The sequence below is a fragment of the Amycolatopsis sp. NPDC114484 genome (assembly GCF_055633755.1).
On sequence record NZ_JBVKDQ010000022.1, the window covers coordinates 97939 to 123347 of the forward strand.

At 70.1% G+C, this 25409-nt stretch carries 18 protein-coding genes; 8 read left to right on the forward strand and 10 right to left on the reverse strand.

The annotated features are described in order from the left end of the window. Nucleotides 1-30 precede the first annotated feature (30 nt). Entirely contained in the window at nucleotides 31-1404 is a 1374-nt protein-coding gene (locus ACZ7SW_RS37170) for an MFS transporter (RefSeq protein WP_470235042.1), read from the forward strand. 51 nt (nucleotides 1405-1455) lie between these two features. Here ACZ7SW_RS37170 and ACZ7SW_RS37175 read toward each other — a convergent pair whose 3' ends face one another. The 4 genes from ACZ7SW_RS37175 to ACZ7SW_RS37190 form a co-directional block, all read right to left on the reverse strand. Then, complete coding sequence (locus tag ACZ7SW_RS37175) at nucleotides 1456-2988, reverse strand: DHA2 family efflux MFS transporter permease subunit (RefSeq protein ID WP_470235043.1); 1533 nt, start codon at nucleotides 2986-2988, stop codon at nucleotides 1456-1458. A 184-nt stretch (nucleotides 2989-3172) separates the two neighbouring features. Next, nucleotides 3173-4450, reverse strand: a complete 1278-nt coding sequence (locus ACZ7SW_RS37180) for a YeeE/YedE family protein (protein ID WP_470235044.1) — start codon at nucleotides 4448-4450, stop codon at nucleotides 3173-3175. A 151-nt stretch (nucleotides 4451-4601) separates the two neighbouring features. Further along, entirely contained in the window at nucleotides 4602-5219 is a 618-nt protein-coding gene (locus tag ACZ7SW_RS37185) for an LppU/SCO3897 family protein (RefSeq protein ID WP_470235045.1), read from the reverse strand. Nucleotides 5220-5366: 147 nt separating this feature from the next. Beyond that, nucleotides 5367-6227, reverse strand: coding sequence for a Bax inhibitor-1/YccA family protein (locus ACZ7SW_RS37190; RefSeq protein ID WP_182889914.1), 861 nt, complete (start codon nucleotides 6225-6227; stop codon nucleotides 5367-5369). A gap of 320 nt (nucleotides 6228-6547) precedes the next feature. Here ACZ7SW_RS37190 and ACZ7SW_RS37195 point away from each other — a divergent pair, with 320 nt between their 5' ends. The 4 genes from ACZ7SW_RS37195 (at nucleotide 6548) to ACZ7SW_RS37210 (ending at nucleotide 12282) form a co-directional block, all read left to right on the forward strand. Further along, the gene (locus ACZ7SW_RS37195) at nucleotides 6548-8047 is read left to right on the forward strand and encodes a SpaA isopeptide-forming pilin-related protein (protein ID WP_470235046.1); all 1500 of its coding nucleotides are present in this window, start codon (nucleotides 6548-6550) and stop codon (nucleotides 8045-8047) included. 18 nt (nucleotides 8048-8065) lie between these two features. After that, a complete protein-coding gene (locus tag ACZ7SW_RS37200; RefSeq protein ID WP_470235047.1) occupies nucleotides 8066-8785 on the forward strand; it encodes a class F sortase in 720 nt (239 codons plus the stop codon). 239 nt (nucleotides 8786-9024) lie between these two features. Continuing rightward, nucleotides 9025-11016: an SDR family oxidoreductase gene (locus ACZ7SW_RS37205; RefSeq protein ID WP_470235048.1), complete on the forward strand. Its 1992-nt coding sequence runs from the start codon at nucleotides 9025-9027 to the stop codon at nucleotides 11014-11016. Between the two features lie 120 nt (nucleotides 11017-11136). Further along, nucleotides 11137-12282, forward strand: a complete 1146-nt coding sequence (locus ACZ7SW_RS37210) for a cell division protein DivIVA (protein ID WP_470235049.1) — start codon at nucleotides 11137-11139, stop codon at nucleotides 12280-12282. A 415-nt stretch (nucleotides 12283-12697) separates the two neighbouring features. Here the strand turns inward: ACZ7SW_RS37210 and ACZ7SW_RS37215 are convergent, their stop codons facing one another. From ACZ7SW_RS37215 to ACZ7SW_RS37230, 4 genes are all read right to left on the reverse strand, one after another. Then, nucleotides 12698-13957 (reverse strand): amidase family protein, encoded by a 1260-nt coding sequence (locus tag ACZ7SW_RS37215; protein ID WP_470235050.1) that lies wholly within the window; start codon nucleotides 13955-13957, stop codon nucleotides 12698-12700. A 72-nt stretch (nucleotides 13958-14029) separates the two neighbouring features. Continuing rightward, nucleotides 14030-14665, reverse strand: coding sequence for a response regulator transcription factor (locus ACZ7SW_RS37220; protein WP_470235051.1), 636 nt, complete (start codon nucleotides 14663-14665; stop codon nucleotides 14030-14032). A 102-nt stretch (nucleotides 14666-14767) separates the two neighbouring features. Further along, entirely contained in the window at nucleotides 14768-15031 is a 264-nt protein-coding gene (locus ACZ7SW_RS37225; RefSeq protein ID WP_470235052.1) for a hypothetical protein, read from the reverse strand. Continuing rightward, nucleotides 15028-15315 (reverse strand): WXG100 family type VII secretion target, encoded by a 288-nt coding sequence (locus ACZ7SW_RS37230; RefSeq protein WP_470235053.1) that lies wholly within the window; start codon nucleotides 15313-15315, stop codon nucleotides 15028-15030. The genes ACZ7SW_RS37225 and ACZ7SW_RS37230 overlap by 4 nt, the downstream gene beginning before the upstream one ends. Before the next feature lie 319 nt (nucleotides 15316-15634). Between ACZ7SW_RS37230 and ACZ7SW_RS37235 the strand changes: the two genes are divergently transcribed. The 3 genes from ACZ7SW_RS37235 to ACZ7SW_RS37245 all read left to right on the forward strand — a co-directional run bounded on the left by ACZ7SW_RS37235 (nucleotide 15635) and on the right by ACZ7SW_RS37245 (nucleotide 23714). Then, nucleotides 15635-18874 carry a BTAD domain-containing putative transcriptional regulator gene (locus tag ACZ7SW_RS37235; RefSeq protein WP_470235054.1) on the forward strand — a complete coding sequence of 1080 codons (3240 nt, stop codon included), beginning with the start codon at nucleotides 15635-15637 and terminating at the stop codon, nucleotides 18872-18874. 63 nt (nucleotides 18875-18937) lie between these two features. Then, complete coding sequence (locus ACZ7SW_RS37240) at nucleotides 18938-22558, forward strand: BTAD domain-containing putative transcriptional regulator (protein ID WP_470235055.1); 3621 nt, start codon at nucleotides 18938-18940, stop codon at nucleotides 22556-22558. Nucleotides 22559-22628: 70 nt separating this feature from the next. Then, nucleotides 22629-23714 (forward strand): alpha/beta hydrolase family protein, encoded by a 1086-nt coding sequence (locus ACZ7SW_RS37245; protein ID WP_470235056.1) that lies wholly within the window; start codon nucleotides 22629-22631, stop codon nucleotides 23712-23714. Here ACZ7SW_RS37245 and ACZ7SW_RS37250 read toward each other — a convergent pair. Together ACZ7SW_RS37250 and ACZ7SW_RS37255 are read right to left on the reverse strand one after the other, a co-directional pair. Further along, the gene (locus tag ACZ7SW_RS37250) at nucleotides 23700-24527 is read right to left on the reverse strand and encodes a carbohydrate ABC transporter permease (RefSeq protein WP_470235057.1); all 828 of its coding nucleotides are present in this window, start codon (nucleotides 24525-24527) and stop codon (nucleotides 23700-23702) included. The two genes, ACZ7SW_RS37245 and ACZ7SW_RS37250, sit on opposite strands and share 15 nt — an antisense overlap. Beyond that, the gene (locus ACZ7SW_RS37255) at nucleotides 24524-25408 is read right to left on the reverse strand and encodes a carbohydrate ABC transporter permease (RefSeq protein WP_470235058.1); all 885 of its coding nucleotides are present in this window, start codon (nucleotides 25406-25408) and stop codon (nucleotides 24524-24526) included. Before ACZ7SW_RS37255 ends, ACZ7SW_RS37250 begins: the two co-directional genes overlap by 4 nt. Between the last annotated feature and the right edge of the window lies 1 nt (nucleotide 25409).

Genomic DNA, 25409 nt, shown 5'->3' on the forward strand with positions numbered 1-25409 from the left:
CATGCGATACGCACACATAACGTGTGCGATATGCATATATTCTCGCGGCTGGCCCACAGCCGCACCGCCGCGTTCGCCGCGCTCCTGATGGGCATGCTGATGGCGGCGCTGGACACCAACGTGGTCGTCGCGGCCTTGCCGTCGATCGGGGCTGACCTGGGGAATCCGGGTGCGGTGGGCGGGGTGACCGCGGCTTATCTGCTGGCGGTCGCGGTGGCCACGCCGGTGCACGGGAGTCTTGGCGACCGCTGGGGCCGGCGGAGGATGTTCGTCGGCTCGGTGGCGGTTTTCGCGGTCGCCTCGCTCGGGTGCGCGCTGGCGCCGAACCTGACCGCGCTGATCGGTTCGCGCGCGGTGCAAGGGCTTGGCGGCAGCGGGTTGATCGTGGCCGCGGTCGCCGCGATGGCCGAACTGTTCGACCGGACGGAAATGGTGCGCAGGCAAGGTTGGCTCACCGCGGTGTTCGCGGTGTCCTCGATCGGCGGCGCTCCGCTGGGCGGGCTGCTGGCGGCCGGCTCGGGGTGGCCGTCGATCTTTCTGGTCAATCTCCCGGTCAGCGTTCTGGCGCTGGCGCTGGGGATCGGATCGGTGCCGGGCAAGCGCGACCGTGCTGAGCAACGCGGGTTCGATGTCGCCGGCGCGTTTCTGGTCGCGATGGTCGGCGGCAGCATCGTCGTTCTGGGCAGCAGCGACACGCTCGCCCGCAATCCAGCGGCAGCGCCGTTGCTGATCGCGATCGCGCTTGTGGGAACGGTCGCGTTCGTCCGGGTCGAAAGGCGCGCCGCCGCTCCGCTCGTTCCGCTCCGGTTGCTCGCCGACCCGGGTACGGCCCGCGCCATCGTGGTCACCTTGCTGACCGGCGTGGCGTTGTTCGGCAGCTTCACCTACGTGCCATTGGCGATCGGCGGCGAAAACCCCGAGGCGACGGGATTTCTGTTGCTGCCCATGAGTATCGGACAGGTGGTGGTCACCAGCGGGTTCGCGTTGCTGGCTCGACGTTGGCCGCGCGTCACCGCTTGGGGCAGGCTCGGTCTCGTCCTCGGCGTCGTGGGATTGCTCTGCACAGCTTTGATTCCGCTGCTGGCACCGGGCGGGTCGCGGGTGCTGGTCGTGGTGGTCGGGCTGGCCTGCAGCGGTGCCGCGCTGGGGCTGTCCATGCAGGCCTACACCTTGCTCGCGCAGTCCATAGTGCCGAAGGACATCCTCGGGGCCGGAATGGCGACTTTGACTTTCGCCCGCCAGATCGGCGGATCGCTGGGTATCGCGGTGTTCGGGTGGCTCACGCTGGTGCTCGACAACAGCGTGGCGTCGCCCATCGTGTTCCTTCTGGCCGCCGCTGCGCTGCTGGCCGGGGTCGTCCTCGCGCCCCGAGCCGCGCACGACCCAGTTCCGGTGTCCGCATAGAGAAAGGGCCGCCCGCGAGCGCAACGCGGACGGCCCTTCCCAGGTAAAACGTCAGTGCATCAGCACCGGCGCGGCGACCTCGCCGGATTCCGTCTCCGCGGGCACGACGCGCTTCTTCGGCAGGAACAACGCGGGCACCAGGCACAGCGCCAGCAGGATCGTGCCCCACAGGAACGTCGTCGCGAACGACTCGCCCGCCAGGCCGGCCGCGGCGTCGTGCGTGGCCGGGTTCATCATCGCCGCGGTGGCGACCAGCTGGCCCTGGCTCGTCGGCACGCCGAACTTCCCGGCGAGCAGCGCCGCCAGGATGATCGACATCACCGCGGACCCGATCGCGCCCGCGGTCTGCTGCAGGATGTTCGTCGCGGTCGAGGCCTTCGCCATGTCCTTGGACTGCAACGTCTGCAGCGCGGCCGAGGTGATCGGCATCATCGTGCAGCCGAGGCCGAGCCCGACGACGAACAGCGCGGCCAGCAGCAGCGGATACGGCGTGGTCGCGGTGACCTGGGTGAACGCCACCATGCCGACCACGATCAGCACCAGGCCGGGCACCACGATCTTGCGCGGCGCGATCTTGTCCGCCAGCCGTCCGGCGACCGGCATCGACACGACCGCGCCGAGGCTCTGCGGCACCAGCAGCAGCCCGGCGTGCAGCGCGGTTTCGCCGCGCACCAGCACGAAATACGTGGGCAGCAACAGCATCGCGCCGAAGAATCCGATGCAGAACACGGCCATCGTGGCCATCGCGACCGAGAACGACCGGTTGCGGAACAGCTTCAGATCGATCAGCGGATGCTCCACCGTCCGTCCACGAAGGACGAACGCGACCAGCAGCACGAGCCCCGCCAGCGCAGGCAGCCACACCTCGAGCGCGGTGACGGTGCCGGTCGACGGGATCCGCGAGACGCCGAAGATCAGTGCCGCCAGGCCCGGCGACACCATCAGCATGCCGAGGAAGTCGAAGCGGCCGGACGGTTCCGGGTCGTCCTTCGGCAGCAGCTTCAGCGCGAGCAGGAAGGCGATCAGTCCGATCGGGACGTTGATGTAGAAGATCCAGCGCCAGCTCACCGAGTCGACCAGCCAGCCGCCCAGGATCGGGCCGCACATCGGGCCGAGCAGCATCGGCACGCCGAGCACGGACATCACCCGGCCGATCCGCTGCGGGCCCGCGGTGCGGGTCAGGATCGTCATGCCGGCCGGCATCAGCATGCCGCCGCCGAGGCCCTGCACGACGCGGAACGCGATCAGCGATTCGACGTTCCAGGCGAGCCCGGCCAGCATCGAGCCGACCAGGAAGGTGCCGATCGCGAGCAGGTACAGCCGTTTCGTGCCGAACCGGTCGGACGCCCATCCGGTGACCGGGATGACCGTCGCCAGCGCCAGCATGTAGCCGGTCGCGACCCACTGGATGGTGTCGAAGGACGTGGTGAACTGAAGGGTGAGTTTCTGAAGCGCGACGTTGACCACGGTGGTGTCGAGGATCGCCATGATGGCGCCGAGCACCACCACGGAAGCGACCTTCAGCACTCCCCGGTCGAGTTTGTCACCGGCATCCGGCGCGGCCGGAGTCGCTGGTGCGGACATGCGGAACCCCATCTGGTAGTGGTGAAGCGCAAGCCCGCGACGCGACAATACGACGGCGGTTCCCCCTTGCGCGCGCTCCAGACTAGCCGAGCGGCAAGCGGCTACGCAGCCTTTTTCGCTGGCGGGAGAAATGCGTGGGGACTTTTCGCGCAGTCGCGATGACCTGCGAAAAGTCCCCGTCCAGTCAGCAGATACTGTCCGTGCGCGAAGGGTTGCCCAAACCGAACAACGGCCGCAGTTTCAGCCCGATCCAAGTGCCGAAAAGCGCGAACGCGCCCCACAGCCAGCCGTGCAGGCTGCCGACGGAAATTCCGCCGAGATACGCGCCGATGTTGCAGCCGTTCGCCAGTCGCGCGCCGATGCCCATCAGGATTCCGCCGAGAATCGCGGCGACGGCGGTGCGCCACGGGATCGAGCTGTGGATCTTCCACGCGCCCGCGGCCGCCGCGGCGACGAACGCGCCGATCATGATGCCGATGTCGGTGAGGCTCGTCTTGTCCTGCCAGATCGGCTTGGACAGCGACGTCGCGTTCGCCTTCAGCTGCCAGAACTCCCACTGCTCCGGGTGCAGTCCGAACACCTGGAGAATTTTCGCGCCCCACAGGCTGAACGCGCTCGTGACGCCCCAGATGCCGCCGGAAACCAGGTACACCGCACCGGCCAGCACGCCGAGCACTACCGCGCCGACGAGGATCGGCCAGGAGCCGCGGAAGATCCGGGCGAAGCCGCGCGCGGTCGGCACAGTGTCGACCGGCGGCGGCACGCGGCGCTTCTGCACCAGCCGGGTCGCGAAGACGATCGCGAGGAGCACCGCGATGGTGATCGCCCACGAGCCGAACCAGCCGACGTGGTCCGACAGCAGGAATCCGGAAACCTGCGGCCACCCGGTGAAAAGCGGGTAGCCCCAGGTGTAGAGGACCGATCCGGTGATGAAACCGCCGAGGGTCAGCACGATCGTCGACTGCCCGGCCCCGACCGCGAACAGCGTCCCGGACGCGCACGCGCCGCCGAGTTGCATGCCGATCGCGAACAGCGTGGCCCCGACGAACAACGCGAGCCCGATCGGCCCGACGTTCGCCACCGGCACCGGTTTGCTGCCGAAGAGACCCGCGCCGGTGCCGCAGATGAGGGCGATGAGCGTCGCGGCCGTGCCGAGCAGGAGGGTGTGCGCGCGAAGGCCCTGGCCGTTGCCGACGGCGATCAGCTGCCGCCAGGCGGACGTGAAACCGAAGCGGGAGTGGAAAAGGGCGAGGCCGAGCAACAGCCCCAGCACGAGCAGCACGCCGAATTTCGCGCCGTGCGCGGCCCAGACGTAGGAGGTCAGCCCGACCGCGAGCACCGCGGCGACGGCGAGCGGGACGATCTTGACCGGCTCCTCCGGCTTCGGCGCTGGAGCCTCGCAGGAGGTGGGGAAATCGAGCAGTTTTCGCTCGTCGACAGGGGAATCGGTGGTCGCCACCACGTCTCCTGGGGGTTTCGGGGATCAACGGGCCCGCCCGGCGGCGGGCGGCGATCCACGTTAGGTCCGCGCGGGCACCGCACGCAGCCTGTCCCACGGAGTGCGACGAACGGCCGAAACCGGGCGTCCGGACGGCCCCTTTGTACCGCCCCGGTCAGCTCTTGATGCAGATGGCTTCCTCCGGGTCGGAGTACCAGCGGACGGTGGTCGAACCACTGCCGTCGCACGCCGAACGGTCCTTCGCGCCGGGTACCAGCTTGACGATCTCCGCGTTCTTCTGCGGATCGGTGCAGGGGACCTTCTGATACGTCGTCGTGGCGGTCTGGAGCCCGGACAGGCAATCCCCTTGCTGCACATTGGGAACGAGGCAGAGCACCCGGTGATTCTTGCCGCCGGTGGTGTAGCGGTAGTAGTCGCCGCGCGGGCAGGTCCCGCTCCGGTTCGCGCGGACGACCGCGACCTTGACGTTCGCTCCGGGGTCGGCGCAGTCGACGGTTTTCGTCGTCGTGGTCGAGCCGGCCTTCTCGATGTGCATGCAGTCGCTCGCGTGGGTGTTGCTGGTCGAGTTGCCGAACGTGAAGAACCCGATGACGACCCCCGCCGCCACGACCACCACCGCGACGGCGATCAGCACCACGGTCCGGGTCGGGAACTTGCGCTCGCGACCCGGCCGCGGCGGCATCCCGCCGGGGCCGTAGTGCTGCTGGAACGGCGACGGCCCGTTCTGGCCGTAGCCCGGCCGCGGTCCGTGCCCGGGCGGGGGGACGCTCACGTGATACCTCGCAAACCCGAAAGAAAGATTCCGAACGGGCACATCCAACACGACGGCCGCGGGCGCGCGCAGAGGTTCGAGGCAGAAAAACAGAAAAGGCGCTCCGCGTATCGCGGAGCGCCCCTTCCCGGAAACCTGCGCGAGAAGCTAGTCGCGCAGGTAAGACAGCAAACGCAGGATCTCGAGGTACAGCCACACCAGCGTGGTCATCAGGCCGAAGGCGGCGTACCAGGCCCACTTCGAGGGCATGCCGGCGCGGATCATCTTGTCGGCCTGGTCGAAGTCGAGCAGGAAGCTGAACGCGGCGATGCCGATGACCACCAGGCTGAAGACGATGGCCAGCGGGCTGCCGTCGCGCAGCGGGTTGAAGCCGAAGAACACCGCGGTGACCAGGTTGACCAGCATGAGGATGGCCACGCCCGCGACCGCGCCGACGATCCACTTGGTGAGCTTCGGCGTGACCTTCACCGCGCCGGTCTTGTAGACGACCAGCATCGCGACGAACACGCCCGCGGTGCCGATGAGCGCCTGCAGCGCGATGCCCGGCAGGAACACCTCGAACAGGCCGCTGAGCGCACCGAGGAACAGGCCCTCGGCACCGGAGTAGACGAGCGTGAGGGGACCGCTCGGCTTCTGCTTGAAGATGATCACCAGAGACACGACGAGGCCCACCACGAGCCCGCCGATCAGCGCGCCGAGGAGCGGCCCGCTCGGCGAAAGCCTGCCGAGGGAATCGCGCACGAGCTGGGACTGCGCCCAGATCGCCGTGAGCACGCCGACGACGAGCGCGACGCCGAGCGACATGCCGGTCTTGATGACGACGTCGTCGACCGTCATCGGACGGTCGGCGGAGGCGGTACCCATCTGCCCAGGGCCGTAACCCGGGACGCCGCCTTGGCCCTGCGGCTGGCCGTAGGGCTGGTCGAAGCCGACGTTCGGCCCGTACTGCCCGGTCGCGGCCGCGCCGCGCGGGAGATTGCGGAACGCCGGGTTGCTGCTGGAACGCACCTGTCCTCCTGGACTTTATGGCACCTTGCATCGGGTTCAACGACCGCGGCGGCTCGCTGGTTCCCGTTCGGGTAAAGCCGATTTTACCCATCACCCGCACGGGTGGGGCGACCCCCGTTACGGCCACCGTAGGCGATGAAGGTCACGACCGTTCACCGCAGGTCACCCGATGGTCTCTAGACAACTCCCATGGTGACCCGCGAACCTTCACATCGCGTGTCCGGGAAGTGACCGAACGCGCGTCGGGGAGTTGTTCGATCAGGTGAACTGCGAAGACGCCGTTCAGGCGTCAGCGGGCACGTCGAAGGAGCCAACACACCATGGGGTGGATCTCACGCCCGCGCGCTCGCTGGCGCGCGGCCACCGGGCTGGTCGCGACCGCACTGCTCGGCGCACTCTCCGTAACCGCATTGGGGACGACCCCGGCCGCCGCGGAGAACCCTCCTAAGCCGCCGGAACACGTCGGCCACACGATCACTCTCAAGAACGAGCATACGGACTGGCTGGGGACGTACCAGGTGAACGGCAAGGACGTGTTCTGCGTCAGCTTCCACCTGAAGGCGCCGGACAGCAAAGAGGTGTACAAGCCGGGCGACGAACTGCTGACGAAGTGGGGCACGAAGCTGCCCGCCGACGTCGCGGCCAACATCTCGTACTTGCTGCTGCGCTACGGCAACACCACGAACAACGACGAGGCCGCCGCACTGGCGCACCTCCTCCACTCGTGGACCGCGCCGTCGCGCACTCCCGGCGACACCGACCCGAGCCTGCCTAAGAAGGACGTCGCCTATCCCGAGGCCGACTACCTCAGTTTCCTCACGGCGGTTTCGCAGGCCGCGGCCGACGACGTGACCAAAATGAAGGCTGAAGCCGAAGCCAACCGCGGCCCGTGGACCGCGTCGGTCGCCGCGCCGAAGGGCGACCAGCACCTCGGCCAGCCCGCGACCTGGACGGTCACGGTGAAGAACTCCAAGGGCAAAGGCATCCCGGATGTTCCGGTGAAGCTGACCGCCGCTGACGGGACTATCGGCCAAGCGGACAAGCAGCCGGACGCGGAGAAGGCGACAGATTCTTCCTCTGGCAACTCTGCGCCGCAGGCCGCGCAGAAGGACACGACGTTGAAGACCGACGCGAACGGCACCGTGACGGTGAAGGTCACGCCGACGGGCGACCAGCCGAAGCTCGCCGCGTCCTTGTCCGCGCCCGCGGACAAGCCGACCGTGCAGAACCCGGTCAACCACAACGGCGAGGTGCAGAACGTCGTCGGCACCGGCGGTGAAAAGCAACTGACCGCGCAAGGCGTGGTCGCAGTAGCGAAGCCGGGCAAGGTGCAGGTCACCAAGACCGACGCCAAGACCGGCAAGGGCATCGGCGGCGCGACGCTGCGGATCACCGGCAAGGACCGCAAGAGCGCGGCCACCAACCAGGACGGCAAGGCGCTCAACGGGCCCGACGGCCAGCCCGCCGTCGTCACCACCAGTGGCGACAACGGGACCGCGACCGTCGAGAACCTGTTGGCCCCGCAGGAGGTTTGCGTGGTCGAGGTGAACGCGCCGCCGGGCTACACCAACGCGTTCGATCCGAACAACCCGCCCGCCGCGTGCGGATCGCTGACGCCGGGCGGCACACTTGCGCTGACTGTGGCCAACACGCCGAACGAAGTGCCGCACGCGATTCCCGCCGGCGATCTGCCGGTGACGATGGCGAAGGGCACTGTCGAGACGAGCTTCTCCACGGGCGGCATCGCGGGTCTCGCGGCGCTGGTGCTCGTCGGTTCGGCGCTGGTCGGGTTCGCCGCTCGGCGGTCGGCCCGGCGGTAATCGAAAGCAGCAAGGGCGATGAGTGGAAAAGGACGGCTGATCGGCGGGTTCGTGCTCGGCGCGGCAAGCGTGCTGGCAGTGGAACTCGCGACGGTCGTGATCAGTTCGCCGCCGACGACGGTGGTGGCCGGGAGCGCGTTCCCGGCCACCGCCGCCGTACCGGCCGCTTCCCCGCAACAAGTGGCTCCCGCGCCGCCGCCGTCGTCGAGCAGTGCGGCGCCGGCTAGCAGTTCGGCGGCAGCACCACCGCCGCCGCCCGCCGCGCCCGCGGAGCATCGGCAAGCTCCCGATCCGGGACCGCAGGCACCGGGCACGGTCCGGCTGCCCGGCGGCGGGACCGCGGCGATGGTGCGTCAGGACCTCGGGCCGGGCAACACGCTTCCGGTGCCCTCGGACATCGGCCAGGCGGCGTGGTGGGGCGCGGATCTGGAAGCGGTCAGCGGCGCGAGCGTGTTCGCGGGCCACGTGAACTGGCGCGGCGCGACCGGCCCGTTCTCGGAACTGTGGAGCGAGCGCATCGGCGGCGTCGTGACGATCGTGGACCGCGCGGGCAAGACGAGCCGGTACCGGATTTCCCAGCTGGTCACGGTGCACAAGAACGACCTGCCGAGCCGGGCCGACGATCTCTTCGGGCAGGCCGGTCCGCATCGGGTGGTCCTGGTGACCTGCGGCGGACGGTGGATCGGCGGGAGCGACGGGTACGAGGAGAACCGCGTGGTGATCGCGGACCCGGCGTAAAGGTCCGCACCACCCTCGCGAGGGGTCCCCTCGTGCCCCGGCGAACCTGCGCGAAGGGTCCCCTCGCGCAGGTTTTTCGTCGTTTCCCTCCGCGCGAAAACCGGCCGCGACCTGCTGACCCGGCTCGTCGAGCTAAGTTACTTGCGAGTAACCTCACCCTGCCGCGTTGTGGTCAGGGCGGCGTCCATGCAGCAGAATGCCCATGGGTCCAGGCGGCGGCACGGCGGAGGGTGATGGAGATGGCGAAGTTCTTGGTGACAGGCGCGACCGGGTTGATCGGGCGCCAGGTCACCCGGCAGCTGCTCACCCGGCCGGACGTGGAGCGAGTCGCGCTCGTGGTGCGCGCGTCGTCGCGGGAGAAGCTGGCCGCGCTCGTCGACGGATGGCCGCATCCGGACCGCGTGACGCTCGTGACCGGCGACCTCGGCGAACCGCTGATGGGAGTGTCCGAAGCGGACCGGGAGTCGCTGCGCGGCGTCGACCACGTCATCCACCTCGCCGCGCTCTACGACATCACCGCCGACGACGAAACCAGCGTCCGGGCCAATGTGGACGGTACGCAGAACGTCCTCGACCTCGCCGCGGACCTGAACGCCGGTTGCCTGCACCACGTCTCGTCGGTCGCCGTCGCGGGCGACCACGAGGGACTGTTCACCGAGGACATGTTCGACGTGGGCCAGCGGCTGATCACGCCGTACCACCGGACCAAATTCGAGGCCGAGAAGCTCGTCCGGGAACAGCACGAGGTGCCGTGGCGGGTGTACCGGCCCGCGGTCGTGGTCGGCGATTCGCAGACCGGCGAGATGGACAAGATCGACGGCCCGTACTACCTCTTCCCCGCGATCAGCAGGCTCGCCGGGCTGCCCGACGTCCCGTCCGCGGGCCCGGATCTGGGCGACACCAACGTGGTTCCGGTCGACTACGTCGCGAAGGCCCTGCTGGAACTGGTCACCACGCCGGGTCTCGACGGCCGCGCCTTCCACCTCGTGAACCCCGAGCCGCAGCCGGTGGTGTCGGTCTACAACGCCTTCGCCCGTGCCGCCGGGGCGCCGACGATCACCGTGCAGCTCGGCGACAAGGTGTCGAAGGGAATTGTCGGGCTGGTCAAGCTCAGCGAGCACATTCCCGGGTTCACCATCGCCCGGGACGCGGTGCTGGAGCGGCTCGGCATTCCGCCGGTGCTCCTGGAAACCATGGCTTTCCCGTCGGTGTTCGCGTCCGCGGAAACGCGCAAGGCGCTGGCCGGCAGCGGCGTCGAGGTGCCCCGGCTCGACGAATACGCCGCGACGCTGTGGCGCTACTGGCGCGAACACCTCGACCCGTTCCGCGCGCGCAAGCACGGTCCGCGCGGCGAACTGGACGGCCGCCGGGTGATCATCACCGGCGCGTCGTCGGGCATCGGGCGGGCCACCGCGCTGAAGGTCGCCGCGGCGGGCGGGGTGCCGCTGCTGGTCGCGCGGCGGCAGCACGAGCTGGAAGAAGTTCGCGACGAGATCATCGCGGCGGGCGGCACCGCGTCGGTGTACCCGGCGGACCTCACCGACGAGGATTCGGTGCGCAAGGCCGTGGACGCGATGCTTTCCGAACACGGCCGGATCGACATGCTCGTGAACAACGCCGGCCGCTCGATCCGGCGGTCGATCAAGCTGTCGTACGACCGGATGCACGACTACGAGCGCGCGATGGCGATCAACTACTTCGGCGCGGTGCGGCTGATCCTGGCGGTCCTCCCGCACATGTCGGAGCGGAAATTCGGGCACATCGTGAACGTTTCCTCGATCGGCGTGCAGGGAATCGCGCCGCGGTTCTCCGCCTATGCCGCGTCGAAGGCCGCGCTGGACTACTTCTCCCGGATCGCGGCGACCGAAACGCACGGCGACGGGATCACCTTCACCACCATCCACATGCCGCTCGTGCGCACGCCGATGATCCGGCCGACCAAGATCTACGACGCCTTCCCCACGAAATCGCCGGAGCAGGCGGCGGACATGGTGCTGAAAGCGCTGGTGCGGCGGCCGAAGCACATCGGCACCCCGGCGGGCCAGGCGATCGGGCTGACCTACACGCTCGCGCCGGGGCTGACCGACGCGATCGCGTACCAGGGTTTCCGGATCTTCCCGGACTCCGCGGCGGCGGGCGGCAGCGGGAAACTGAAGATCGGCCGGGGCGAGAAACACCTGTCCCGCGCGGCGATGGCGCTGGCCCGGCTCTCGCGCGGGTTCCACTGGTAGTGACGGCTTCGCGCGGCGGGTGAGGCCGTTCAGGCGAGATCGCCGCGAAGAATCGACCCGGGGCGGTGATTCACCACTCCTGGCGGCACGCACGCCAGGTGCGCGGGTACGGTCGTGGGCATGGTTCCCGAGCGAGACAACGGCCTCCTCCCGCTGCGGCGCGAGTACACCGAAGCCTGGCGCGGCTTCGACCGCAACGAGGTGCGGCAGTACCTCGACCACCTCGAAGGTCAGCTGCACCGGCTGATCACCGACCGCGACGCGGCGGCCTCGCAGGTCGCCACGCTGTCGCGCGAACTCGAGACGGCGCGCGGAGAGGTGTCGAAGCTGCAGTCCCGGGTCGAGGAGCTGCTGAAGCCGCCGGAGCGGCTCGAGGACCTGGACGAGCGGATGCAGCGCACCGTCACGCTCGCGCAAGCGCGGGCCGAGGAGATCACCAAGCGCGCGCAGGTGGCGGCCGAGAAGCACTGGGCGTCGTCGACCGAGGCGTCCACGAAGCTGCGCGAGCGGTACCACCGCCTGGTCGAGGAACTGGACAAGCAGGCCGAAGCGCTGCACTCGGAGCACGAGGCCGCGCTGAAGGAAACCCGCGCCGAAGTGCAGCGGCTGACGGTCGAGGCGGCGCAGCGCCGGGAACTCCTCGACAACGAAGCCGAGCGCAAGCGCCGCAAGATCGAGCGCGATTTCGACGCGAAGATCACCTCCGAGCGCACCGCGCACGAAAAGATGATCACCGACCAGCGCACGGCCAGCAAGAACCAGGCCGAACGCCGGATCGCGGAAGCCACCGCCGAGGCGGCCCGCCGCGTCGAGGAGGCGACGGCGGAGGCCAAGCGCCGTCTCGACGAGGCGACCACGCAGGCGGCCCAGCGCACCACCGCGGCGACGCGGAAGGTCGAGCGGCTCGCGGAGATCCGCGAACAGGCCCGCAAGAACCTGGCGATGGCGGACGAGGTGCTTGGCCGGAGCGAAGGTTTGCTGACGGCGCTGCCGTCGGAATCGGTGCTGCCCGCCGCCTCGAAGCTCGTCGGCGGCGACGACCCGGCCAAGCCGGACCCGTCTCCTGGGCCGGTTGAGTCGAAGGCCGCGCCGTCTCCTAAGCCGAAGGCGGAGAACGGTTCGGCTAAGGCCGCCGCGGGGAACGGTTCGGCCGCGAAGGGCGGATCGACGGAGAGCGCGGCTGGAAACGGCGCGAAGACCGGGAACGGTGCGACCGGAAACGGCGCGAAGTCCCAGCCGCAGACGGCGGGCAAGCCGAGCAGCTGACCCACGGCTCGCAGTTAGCCCGTCGGCCCGGAAACGGTTCGGCGGGCATCAGTCGCGGCCAGAAGAGCCGCCCTTCGACGCGCAGCTCGGGAAAGAGCACGCCGGAGGGCAAGCCGAACAGCGCCGTGCGCGACTAACCGCCAGCCCGGATACGGTTCGGCGGGCGCCAACCGCAGCAATCCTCCGCAGCCGGCCCGGAAAGAGCACGTTGGCGAGCAGTGCGCCCGCCAACGACAGGCGGAGCCCTCGCCCGATTCTGCGGCCAAGTCCGTGAAGGCCACCCTCACGGACGGTGGCGGGGCGTGAGGGGAACCCTGAGGGAATCAGCGTCTGTGAAGGTTCCCTTCACGGACGCTGATTCCCCACGGACTTCAGCGGTCCGCGAGAGGCTCACGGCGGATGGGCGCGGTGGGCTCTAGACCGTCCGCGGCCAGGGATTCGCCGACTCAAGCTCCGCGGCCAGCCCCAGCAGCACCGGTTCGCCGCCGGGGCGGGTTACCAGCTGGACGCACATCGCCAGGTCGTGGACGGGGTGCCGGGCCACCGGGACCGACAGCGCCGGGTACCCCGCCAGGTTCCACGGGCCGGTGAACGACGCCACCCTCGACGACGGGACCGCGTTCGCCAGCCAGGATTCTCGGTGCCAGCGGCGGGCTTTCAGCGGCAGGGTCGCCAAAGTCGGCGTCACCAGCACGTCGTGCGATTCGAAGAACCGCGCCGCGATCGCTTCCCATTCGTCGCGGGCTCGGTCGTTGACCAGGCGCGAGGTCAGGCGGCCCAGGCGGACGTGCACGCGGGTTCGGGGTTGCAGGCGGGACAGGTCGAACGAACCCGCGACCTGCTCGGCCGGGCCGGCGAACCAGCGGGCGACCAGTCCGCCCAGGGCGCGGAGCGGGTAGGCGGGGGTCGCGGAATCGACCGAGTGGCCGGATGAGCGCAGGAGATCCGCGGCTTGGTCGACGGCGGCGCGCAGGGGGCGCGGCAGCGGGGCTCGGGTGAACGGGACCTGGGTGGAGGTCGCGATTCGCTGCGAACCCGGGGTCGACGGCGCGGCCCATTCGGGGCGGTCGGCCAGCACTGACATCAGGAGAGCGGCATCGGCGGCGGTGGTGGCCAGCGGGCCGTGAGTGGAGAGGCCGAACCAGCCTGGGGCGTCCTCGCGGACCACGTCGCGGCCCGGTTTCAGGCCGACGATTCCGCACATTCCGGCGGGCAAGCGGATGGAACCCAGGCCGTCGGTGCCGTGTGCGATGGGGACCAGGCCCGCGGCGACCGCGGCGGCGCTGCCGCCCGAGGAGCCGCCTGCGGTGAAGGACGGGTTGCGGGGGTTGCGGGCGATGCCGTCCGGATCGTCGCTGGTGGGGAAGATGCACAGCTCCGGCACGCGGGTCAGGCCGACGATCACCGCGCCGGCCGCGCGCAGGCGGGTGGCGATCAGGCCGTCGGAGTCCGCCAGTGCACGCGGGCCTGCTTCCGAGCCCCAGCCCATGTATTCGCCAGCGACCTCGGTGACGTCTTTGACCGCGACGGGGACACCGGCCAGTGGCAGCGAAGCCAGGTCCGGGCGGGCCGCGAGTTCGGCGGCTTCGGCTCGCGCCTCGGCAGAGCGCACTCGGCGGAAAGCGCCGACCACGCCGTCCGCCGCCGCGATCCGGGCGAGTGCTTCTTCGGTCACCTGGACCGGGTCCAGCTCCCTGCCCGCACTCCGCGAGCGATCTCTACCGCCGTCTGCGCCATGATCAGAACATTAGATCGCGCCGGCGCGCAGGGCGTACGCCACCGCGTGCGCGCGGTTGTTCAGACCGCATCGGGTCATCAGGCCGTACAGCACGTTCTTGACCGTCCGCTCCGAATAACAGAGCTTCGTCGCGATCTCCTCGGTGCCGTAGCCCTCGGCGACCAGCCGCAGCACGTCGCATTCGCGCGAGGCCAGGCCGGACAGCGTGAGGCCGTTCGGCTCCAGCACGTCGCGGCGCATCCGCTGGACCTGCGCGAGCAGCGCGCCCTGCAGCCGCGGCGGCAGCGTCGCCGTGCCGTCCCCGGCGGCCAGCACCGCCGCGACCAGTTCGCCGCCGCCGGTTTCGCGGCGCGGCAGGATCGCGACGACGCCGCATTCGACGGCCGTCATCAGGTCGCTCTCGCGGAAGTGGTCGACCACGATCACCAGATGCGGCCCGGTCAGCTGCTCGGACTGCCTGCCGAGGTCCCGCACCTGCGACAGCACCCGGTCGGTCACGTGCTCCTCCATCACGAGGACCACGTCCGCCTGGCTCGCCGTGTCCTGGCCGAGCAGGACCAGCTCCGGGCGCGAACCCAGCAGGCTCGCGGCCCCGGCCCGGGTGATCGGGTCCGAGGCGAGCACTGCGACCTTGACGAGCTTCACGATTACCCCTCCCACATTGCCTGGACGCAGTGTGTCGGGCGAGACTTCACGTTTTCTGGCGCGCTCGTGAAGGCCGATGAAGAAAACCGGTGTTCCCGCAGTTCAGCGGCCTCTTTTCGGGTCTTCGGCGGAGATCTCGCGGAAGGCTCGCGCCGCCCGGTCGAGGCATTCGGGCATCCGGTCCAGCGCGGTGGACCACTCCCGTCTGGCCTCCCGGTAGGCCGCCCGGGCCGCCGCGGGCCAGCAGGCGACCTCGGGCTCCACAGTGGACTCCAGCTCGGCGAGCACCGCGCCCAGGTCGCCGGTCGTCCGGCGGAGCCGGGACAGCACCTCGGCGGCCTGCTCGAAGCCGGGATCGCCGCTCATCGATGATCAGCACACCGCAAGCGCTCATTTGAGCACTTTGCGGCCGAGGACGCGGCGGCACCGCGCGCGACGTCCACGAGATCTGCCAGACTGCGCAGAATGCGATCGAACTGCTGCTCCCAATCGTTCATCGCCTGGCCGAACCGGACCGACGCCTCTCCGCGCCACGACGCCTGCAATGCCGCCATTTCGCTGTTCACCGTGCCGAAACAGGCATTCGCCGCGTCGATCGCCGAAGCGAACGGCACCGCCTGTTCGGGCAGGCCCGCCGGAACCGGGTCCACGCCTCCTCCTCACCGTCCGCACGTCCAGACCGCGATCGAGCGCGCGGGTTCGTCATCGAGGCTGCCGCAGGGATTCCCGTTCGGAAACCGCGGAACGGGCCGGATGCCCCTTTGTCACGGGAGGTGTGCCTGCCGGACCGCCCGGCCGGTTTGCCCGGCGTTCACCGGCGGGCCGCCCCCGCGACGATGTCTACCAGACAATTCGCTGGACAAGACCGGCAAAAGCAACCTGGTGCGGTCCCGCCACGTCACCTTTTCGGCGTAAGCTCACCAGAGGCATCCGGCGTGTGACGATCCGTCAGCGCGTGAAGGGAGACCGATGTCGGCATCCGGCGGCGTCCCGGCGCCGGAAATCCAGCTGCTCGGACCGGTACGAGCCTGGCTCGGCGACCGGCAGCTCGACCTCGGTTCTGCTCATCGGCGCACAATCCTCGCGGTGCTCGCCCTCTCCCCGAACCGCACGGTCTCCCGCGAAGCGCTCATCGACGCGGTATGGGGCGACGCGCCCCCGGCCAGCGCGCAGGGGAGCATCTACACCTATATCTCCGGCCTGCGCCGCGTCCTCGAACCGGGCCGCCGCAAAGGAGCCGAATCGCGGCTGATCGCCTCTACCGGCTCGGGCTACTCGCTCTGTGTCGAACCGGAGCAGATCGACGTCCACCGCTTCACCGCGCTGCGCGACCTCGGGCACCGGCTGCTCGCCGAGGGACGCCGGGCCGAGGCGCGGAGCGTGCTCGACGAGGCTCTCGCGGAGTGGGACGGCACGCCGTTGCAATGTCTGTCCGGGCATTACGCCACCGCGCAGCGGGTGCGCCTGGAGGAGCTCCGGCTGGCCACTGTCGAACGCCGCGCCGAGCTGGCGATGGACTCGGGCGAGTCCGCCGGGCTCGTCAGGCAGCTCGGCGAACTCGCCGCGGACCACCCGTTCCGCGAGCCGCTGCACGGTCTGCTCATGCGAGCGCTCGACGGCGCGGGACGGCATCACGAGGCGCTCACCGTTTACACCGAGCTGCGCGAGCGGCTGGTCGAAGCGTCCGGCACCGAGCCGGGGCCGGCGCTGCGGGAGCTTTACGAAAAGCTGCTGGCCGCCGACGAGGCCGTCACGCCAGCGCCGGTCACGAAAGTCCCGCGTTTCCCGTTGCCGGTGCTGCCGCCGCGCCCGGCGACGTTCGTCGGGCGGGAGAACGAGCTTCAGCTGCTCAGCGAGGCCGTCGCCGGTCTCGGCGGCGGCCTCGGCCGTTCGGTGTGGGTCAAGGGCGAACCGGGGATCGGCCGGACCGCGCTGCTGGCCGAAACCGTCGCGCTGGCCCACGAATCCGGCTACACCGCACTGTTCGCCGCGGCCGATTCGCTCGACCAGGGCTTTGCCCTGCGTCCGCTGCTGGACGCGCTCGGCGTGCACCCGCGCGCCTCGGACCTGCGCCGCGCGGAACTGGCGGTGGCGTTCGCCGAGAACCCGGAGCTGGATCCGGTCGAGGGCATTCTCGGGCTGGTCCGGCAGCTCTGCGCGGACGGTCCGCTCGCGCTCGTGGTCGACGATCTGCAGTGGGCCGACGAAACCACGCTGCAGGTGTGGCAGCACCTCGCCCGCGAGACCCGGCGGCTGCCGCTGCTGCTCGTCGGAGCGAGCCGACCGCTCCCCCGCTCGGCCGCGCTCGAAGCGCTGGCCGCCGATCTGTCGTCCGGCGCGACCTCGCTGCTGCGGCTGGAACCGTTGCCGGACAACGAGATCCGGAAGATCTCGGCCGACCTCACCGGCGCGCCGCCGAACCGGATGTTCTCGCTGCTGCTCAGCCACGCCGCCGGGAATCCGCGCTACGCCACCGAAATCGTCGAAACGCTGCTCGCCAATTCGATGATCCTGCTCGACGGCGCGCACGCGATCGTGGACGGTTCCTCGTGCCGTTCGATCCCGTCGCCGCTCGGATCGCGGATCACCCTGTACCTGATCTTCCTCTCCAGCTCCGCGCGGGACTTGTTGCGCTGGGCGGCCTTGCTGGGCAAGGAATTCTCGCTCGCCGACATCGCGATCGCCACCGAGCGCGCGCCGACCGCGCTCGTCGCCGCGGTCGAGGAGGCGCTTACCGCGGGAGTGCTGGTCGAGTCCGGCGATCTGCTCGCGTTCCGGCATCCGTTGCTGCGCCGCGTGCTGTACGAAAAGACGCCGGCCGCGATGCGCGTCGCGCTGCACCGGCAGCTGGCCGAAGCGCTCGACGGAGCGGGGGCGGGCGCGGAACGCGTCGCCGAGCAGCTGGCCGCCGCGCCCGCGCAGGTGGACCCGTGGGTCGCGAACTGGCTGGTCGAGCACATCGGCACGGTCGCCGCGCAGTCGCCGCGGATCGCGGTGGACCTGCTCAAACAGGTGGTCAAACAGGCCGTGCTGCCCGCCGACGCCCGCGAACCGCTCACCGCCACGCTCGCCCGGCTGCTGTTCTGGCTCGGCCGGGAGCCCGAAGCGGAGGCGCGGTCGGTGGTCGCGCGAACCAAGGACAGCAGGCAGGCCGCGGAAATGCGCTGGATCCTCGCCTACATCTATTACCGCCGGGGCGAATTCGCCGAAGCCTCCTCGGAAGTCCGCCGTACGCTGGCCGATCCGAAGGTGCCGGAGATGTGGCGCGGGCGGCACGAAACCCTGCGCGCGACTATCGAGCGATTCGCCGTCGACCATCAAGCAGCAGCACCGGATCTGTCCGAGCTGGGTGTGCTGGACGGCCTCGACAACGACGCCGACCTGAGCACGGCGCGACGGCTGGCCGCGACCCGCGCGGTGCCCGGCGAAATGCACCTCGCCGGCGCGGTCCATTACTACTGGCGCGGCCGCTGGGGCGAGGCGCTCTCCGAACTCGACACGGTGATCCGCGGCGGGGCGGAAACCGCGTCGTATGTGTTGCGCAGCCCCGGATCGGCGTTGCTGGTGCACGGCGTCGGCGCGCTGATCGCGAGTCACCGGGACGAACCGGAGGAGGCGCGCGCGCATCTCGACGCGGCGGCCCGGCACCAGTTCCCGCACGGTCTCGAACCGAACGGCGGCGACTACCTGCTCGCCGCCCGCGCCCAGCTCGCCGAGCTGGAAGGCGACCCGGACGCCGCCCTCGCCGAGCTGCTGCCGTTGCTCGAACAGAGCTATCCGCCCGCGGCGCGCCAGCAGTGGCTGCCCGACCTCGCCCGGCTCGCCATGCAGCTCGGCGACCAGCCGCACGCGTTCCGAGCGTTGCGGCTGATGGGCGACACCAGCGGGTACGACACTCCGCCGTCCCACACCGCGGCCTCCGCGCACTGCCGGGGCCTGGTCACCGCCGATCCGGACGCGATTCTCGGCGCCGCCACGCACTACGAGGCGGCCGGACGGATGCTCAAGCACGCTCGCGCCAGCGAGGACGCCGCGATCCTGCTCGCCGAGTACCGTCGCCTCGACGAGGCGCGCACGGCCTTCCTCGCGGCACTCACCAGCTACACCTCGGTCGGCGCGGCGTGGGACGTGCGGCGGGCCGAGACGCGGATGCAGCCGTACGGCATCCGGCGGGCCAGTCCGGTCCGCGCGCGTGCGGCAGGAGAGTGAACCGGGGTGGACTCGCGTCCATGATCGGCCGGTAAACTCGGTCAACACGGCGAATGGAACGGCATGCCAGGGGATTTGCGGGTGACGGTGCTCGGCCCGTTGCGCGCCTGGCGCGGGACGACCGAAATCTCGCTCGGACCCGCGCGGCAGCGGGCGGTCTTCGCCATGCTGGCGGTCGCCGCCGGACGGCCGGTACCGCGCGCCGAGCTGATCGCCGGCGTATGGGGCGAGTCGCCGCCGGCCAGTGTCGAAGGCAGCGTGCACACCTACATCTCCGGGCTGCGCCGCGCGCTGGAACCCGAACGCACCCGGTGGTCGGCCTCGACCGTGCTCGGGTCCGGCCCGGCGGGCTACACGCTCGACCTCGCGCCGGAAGCGCTGGACGCGGCGAAGTTCGAGCAGCATCGGGAGGACGGCAAACGCGAGGCCGAGGCCGGGGCGCACAACCGGGCGGTGGCCGAATTCAGCGCCGCGCTCAAGCTCTGGCACGGCGAAGCGCTGTCCGGGGTGCCCGGCAATTTCGCCGAGCGGCATCGCGCGTATCTGGCCGAGCTCCGGCTGGACACGCTGGACCGGGCCGCCCGCAGCAGGCTGGAAATGGGCGGCCACCAGGAGATCATCGCCGAGCTGACCGCGCTCACCGCGGAGTATCCGCTGCGCGAATCGTTGCGGGCCTCGCTGATGCTCGCGCTTTACCGCAGCGGCCGGCATTCCGACGCGCTCGACGTGTTCCGCGACGCGCGCAGCACGATCCGCGCGGAGCTGGGCGTGGAGCCCGGGCCGGGGCTGCGCGAACTGCACCAGCGTGTGCTCGCTGAGGACCCGGCGCTGGATCTGCCGCGACCGGCGGTGCCCGAGCCGGTGGTGCGGGCGCCGCGTGATCCGCTGCTCGGCCGGGAAGCCGAGGTCGGCAAGCTGCGCCAGCTGCTCGACGGGGTCCGCGCGGGCCGGGGCCGGGCGGTGTGGATCGAGGGCGAGGCCGGGATCGGGAAGTCGGAGCTGCTGGCGCACGCGTTCGGCGACGCCGGCGGCCTGCAGGTCGCCTGGGTCACCGCGGACGAGCTGAGCATGCGGTTTCCGTTGCAGGTCATGCACGAATGCCTGGCGATCGATCCGCATTCGCCCGATCCGCGCCGCGCGCGCGTCGCGTTGAGCAGCGAGGAACCGGTGCGGCGCGTCGGCGACCCGGTGCTGGATTCGGTCGACCGGCTGCTGGCCCTCGTCGACGAACTGTGCGCCGAATCGCCGCTGTTGCTCGTGGTGGACGACCTGCAGTGGGCGGACGAGCCGAGTGTGCTGGTGTGGCATCGGCTGTCCGCGGCTGCCCGGCAGCTGCCGCTGTTGCTGGTCGCCGCGACGCGACCGGCACCGGAGCGGCCGGAGATGACCCAGCTGCGCCGCGGCGTCGAGACGCGCGACGGGATCGTGCTCGACCTCGGCCCGCTCGGCGAGCACGACGTCCTGTGCCTGCTGCAGCGGCAGATCGGCGCGGACCCCGGGCCGCGGCTGCGGGACCTGACCGCGCGCGCCGGCGGCAATCCGCTGTACCTCAAGGAAATGCTGGACGCGCTGGTGCACTCGGGCGCGGTCGAGCACCGCGACGGGCTCGCCGACGTCCCGGATCCGCTGCGGTTCGAGCCGCCGGAATCGATCGTCGCGGCGGTCAACCGGCGGCTGGAGCTGCTGCCCGAGCAGACCCGGCACGTACTGGGCTGGGGCGCGATCCTCGGCATGGAGTTCGCGGTCGGCGACATCGCGGCGGTGCTCGGACAGCGACCGTCGGACCTGCTCGGCCCGCTCGAAGCGGCGGTGGTGGACAACATCCTGCTCGACACCGGAACCCAGCTCGCGTTCCGGCTTCCGTTGCTGCGCCAGACGTTGTACCACCACCTGCCGCCGGAAACCCGGGCCGCGCAGCATCGGCAGGCGGCCGAAGCGCTGGCCAAGATCGGCGCGCCGGTGAAGCGGGTCGCCGAGCAGCTCGTGGCCGTTCCATCCACTGTGGACCCGTGGGTGCTGGACTGGCTCGTGGAACACCAGAGCGCGGTGTCGAACCGGGCTCCGCTGATCGCGGTCGAACTGCTGGAGCGCGCGCTCGCCGGGATCGAGGACGACGATCCGCGCCGCGAGCCGTTGCTGGTCGCGCTGGTACGGGTGTTGTTCCGGCTCGAACGGGGCCCGGAAGACCTTGCACTGCAAGCACTTGAGGTGTCCCGCGATCCGGCCAACGCCGCGGAGATGCGGCACGTCGTGTCCGCGATGCGGTTCCGCCGGGGCGACGTGCGACTCGCGGTGGAAACGCTCGGGAATCCGGCGGAGGACCCGGGAGTTCCGGAACTGTGGCGGGTCAAGGGCCGCCATCTGCTCGCCAATTTCCGGCGCGGCGGACTCGACGACCTCGATGTCGCGGAGGAGAACGCGCACCGCGCCCGGGCCGAGGCGAACGGCGACGGCTACCTCACCGCGCACGCGCTGCAGACGTTGTGGCTGGTCGATTCCGTGCGGCGGCATCACGCCAGCGCCCTGAAGCACGTCGACGAGGCGATCGCGGCCGTCGGCGACGAGCACGAACTGGCCGATCTGCACCTGGACCTGCTGGACAACCGCGTCTTCACGCTGCAGAACCTCGACCGGCTGGACGACGCGAACCGCACGCTGCAGGAGGCCGCCGAGGTGACGCGGCGGCACAGCATGCCGAGCGGGTTGCAGGTTTCCGTCGCGGTGCACCGGTATTGGGAAGGCCGGTGGGACGAAGCGCTGGTCGAGCTGGACACGGTGACCGAGGACGGTCCGGCGATCACCTTCTTCGGCCTGCGCGAACCGGGTGCGGCGGCGCTGCTGCTGCACGGAGTCGCGGCGCTCATCGCGGCTCGGCGAGGCGAACGCGCGCAAGCGGCTGCGTTGCTGGACGCGGCGGAGGAACACGCGCCCGCGACGAGTGCCGAGCGGGAGAGTTTCGACTTTTTGCTTGCCGCGCACGCGCTTGTCGCCTATCAGCGGGGTGATCTGCAGAAGGCGATCACGGTGTTCGAGCCGATCCTGAACCCGACGTACGCGCAGATGATGTTGCGGCATCAGTGGTTGCCGCAGTTCGCGCAGATCGCGTTGGCGGCGGGCGACCGGGCGGCGGCGGAGCGGGCGCTGGCGGTGTGCGTCGAAGAGGCGGAGAAGGAACTCGAACCGGCGCGGGCGTTCGCGGCTGCTGAATGGTGTCGCGGATTGCTGGAAGAGGATCCGGAGCCGGTTCTGCGGACGGTCGAGCATTTCCGTGCGGTGGGGCGGAAACCCGAGCTGGCCAGTGCGTTGGAGGACGCGGCGGTATTGCTGGCTCGCGTGGGCCGGTTGGACGCCGCGCAGGCTGCGTTCGATGAGGCGGCTTCGCTGTACACGGAACTTTCGGCGGCGTGGAATCTGGAGCACGCGGAGACGCGGTTGCAGGCGGTCGGCGTGCAGCGCGGTGCTTCGCTGGCGTCGGCGCGGCCCGAGCACGGCTGGGAATCGCTGTCGACGCTCGAGGTCCGTATCGCGCGGCTCGTCGCCGCTGGCCGGTCCAATCCGGAGATCGCGACGGAGCTGCGCCTGCCGCGACGGACGGTCCAGGCGCACGTCGTGCGGTTGCTCGGGAAGCTGGACGCGCCGTCGCGGAGCGAGCTGGCGACGACCGTGGCGCGACGGACGGGTTGACTAAAGTCGGGGGGTCGCCGGAGACGGTCGGCAGGCGCGGGCATCCCGGGCAAACCGGCAGAGTTCCGGCATGCGCTTCCGAACTGTCCTCGCCCCCGCCCTCCTCGTCACCGCCTTGGGTTCCGCACCCGCCGCAGCTGAAACCGCGGTCACCTTCGAGCTTCCCACGCCGTCCGGGCCGCACGCGATCGGCGAACGCGACGTCCACCTCGTCGACCAGGCGCGGAACCGGGAGCTGATGGTCAGCGTCTGGTATCCCACTCGGCCCGGCGCTGGGCCGAAAGCGCGGTATCTGCCCGCGCAGGCCGCCCCGTACTTCGATCAGGGCGCGGCACCGGCGTTGGGGCTGCCGACCGGCAAGGTCGACTGGGCCGCCGTCGAGACGCACGCCCGGGCGAACGCGCCGGTGCAGGGACGGTGGCCGGTGGTCGTGTACTCGCCGGGCTGGGCGTCGCTGCGGGCGTTGGGCAGCGCGACGGCCGAGGATCTCGCCAGTCGCGGGTACATCGTGGTGACCATCGACCACACCGGCGAGGCCCCGTTCGTCGTGTTCCCCGACGGGCGCGTGGTGTTCTCCCAGGGGAGCAAGGACCTGGTCGCCGGGATGCGCACGCGGGTCGCGGATGTCCGGTTCACCCTTGACCAGTTGCCGGGTATTCCGGGGCTCGGCCAGTCGATGGACCTGAGCCGGGTCGGAGCGATCGGGCATTCGTTCGGCGGGGACACCGCCACCGAGGTATCCACAGTGGACCCCCGAGTGGACGCCGCAGCGGATCTTGACGGCTGGCTCGCCTACGACGTCGATGGCAAGCAGCTCACTCGCGCTGGTGCGGAAGGGGTGTCGCGGCCGGTGCTGTTGATGGGTTCGTCCGGCAGCACCAGCGACGGCCAGGCGCGCAGCCATCGGACTTCGCCCGCGTGGAAGTCGTTGTGGGAGCACACTTCGGTGCCGAAGCAGGACATCACCTTCGCTACCGCGATGCACTACAGCTACACGGATGTCCAGTGGTTCCTGCCGAAGCTGGCTCAGCGGGTGCCGGTCGATCCGAAGGTGCAGCAGACGCGGATCGGGACGATTGATCCTCGGGCGAGCATTACTGTGCAGCGGTCCGCATTGGCCGGGTTCTTTGGGCGCTACGTCTCATGCTCGGGTTAGGCCGGTCGAGATGCTGCGCACCAGGTTCCGGCCGAGCAGCAGGAAGAGGATGATCACCGGCAGGACGCCCAGCGTCGCGCCGGTGAGCATCAAGGCGTAGTCGGTGAAGTAGCCGCTGGCCAGCTGGGACAGGACCACCTGCACGGTCGGCGTCTGCGCCGGGTCGAGGACTACCAGCGGCCAGAAGTAGTCGTTCCACGCGCCGAGGAACGTCACCATGGCCAGGACAGTCGCTTGTGGACGGATCGCCGGGACCGCCACGTGCCAGAACGTGCGCAGCACCGACGCTCCGTCCACGGTGGCCGCGTCGACCAGGTCCTGGTCGATCGAACCCTCGCACGCCTGGCGCATCCAGAACACGCCGAACGCGCTCACCAGCGCGGGCACGATCACCGCTTCGAGGCGGCCGTACCAGCCGAAATCGCTCACCACCAGGTAAAGCGGGACCACACCCAGCTGCGCGGGCACCATCGCCGAGCCGACCACGAAGAGGAACAGCGTGTTGCGGCCGCGGAACCGGAGCCGGGCGAAGGAGAAACCGGCGAAACTGGACAGGACCACATTGGACACCATCACCGTCGTCGCGACGATCAGCGAATTGCCGATGGCCAGCCAGAAATCGACGGTGGTGAAAACGCGCTGGACGTTGTCGAAAAGGTGGCCGCCGGGCAGCAGCAGCGGCGAGGTCTCGCCGATCGCCGTGTTGTCCCGGGTGGACACCACGAACGACCAGTACAGCGGGAACAGCGACGAGGCGACCAGCCCCACCAGCACCGCGTACACCCAGCCGCCGGCCCGGCCCCGGCGGATCACGGCGTGCCCACGAACCGGCGCACCAGCCGGTAGTTGAAGACCGCGAACACCAGGCAGATCAGGAACATCACCCACGACAAGGCCGCCGCGTATCCGGCGTCGAATTTGCCGAAGCCCTTTTCGTACAGATACATCGTGAGCGTTTGGAACTGCCGGTCGTTGCCGCCCGCACCGCCGTTGCCGGTGGCGTCGAACAGTTGCGGCTCGGCGAACAACTGGAGCCCGTTGACCGTGCCCGCGACCGCGGTGAACGCGATCGTCGGGCGGATGCCGGGCACGGTGATCGACCAGAACGACCGCCACCGCGAAGCGCCGTCGAGCGCGGCGGCCTCGTACAGCTCCTGCGGCACCGCTTGCATCGCGGCCAGGCAGATCAGCGCGTTGTAGCCGGTCCAGCGCCACATCACCATGCTCGCCACCGCGAGATGCGACGACCATTGGTGCGACTGCCAGGACACCGGCGGCACCCCGAACCAGCCGAGCACCTCGTTGACCACGCCGTAGCCGGAGCTGTACAGCTGAGCGAACACCAGCCCGACGGCGACCACGGACACCAGGTTCGGCAGCAGCAGCCCGGCCCGCCACCAGGTCGCCGCGCGCAGCGGCCGGTTCAGCAGCGCGGCGATTCCGAGCGCGAGGAAGAACTGCGGAATCGCGGCGAGCAGGAAGATGCTGACGGTGTTGAACAGTGCGTTGTAGAACCGCGGATCGCCGAACAGCTCGGCGTAATTGGCGAGGCCGAGGCCGCCTTCCGGGCCCGAAAGCAAATCCCACCGGTGCAGCGAAACCCACGACGTGTACAGCAGCGGGAAGGCGCCGAACAGTCCGAAAAGGACAAAGAACGGCAGGATGAAGACGTAGGGGGTGAGCTTCCGGTCCACG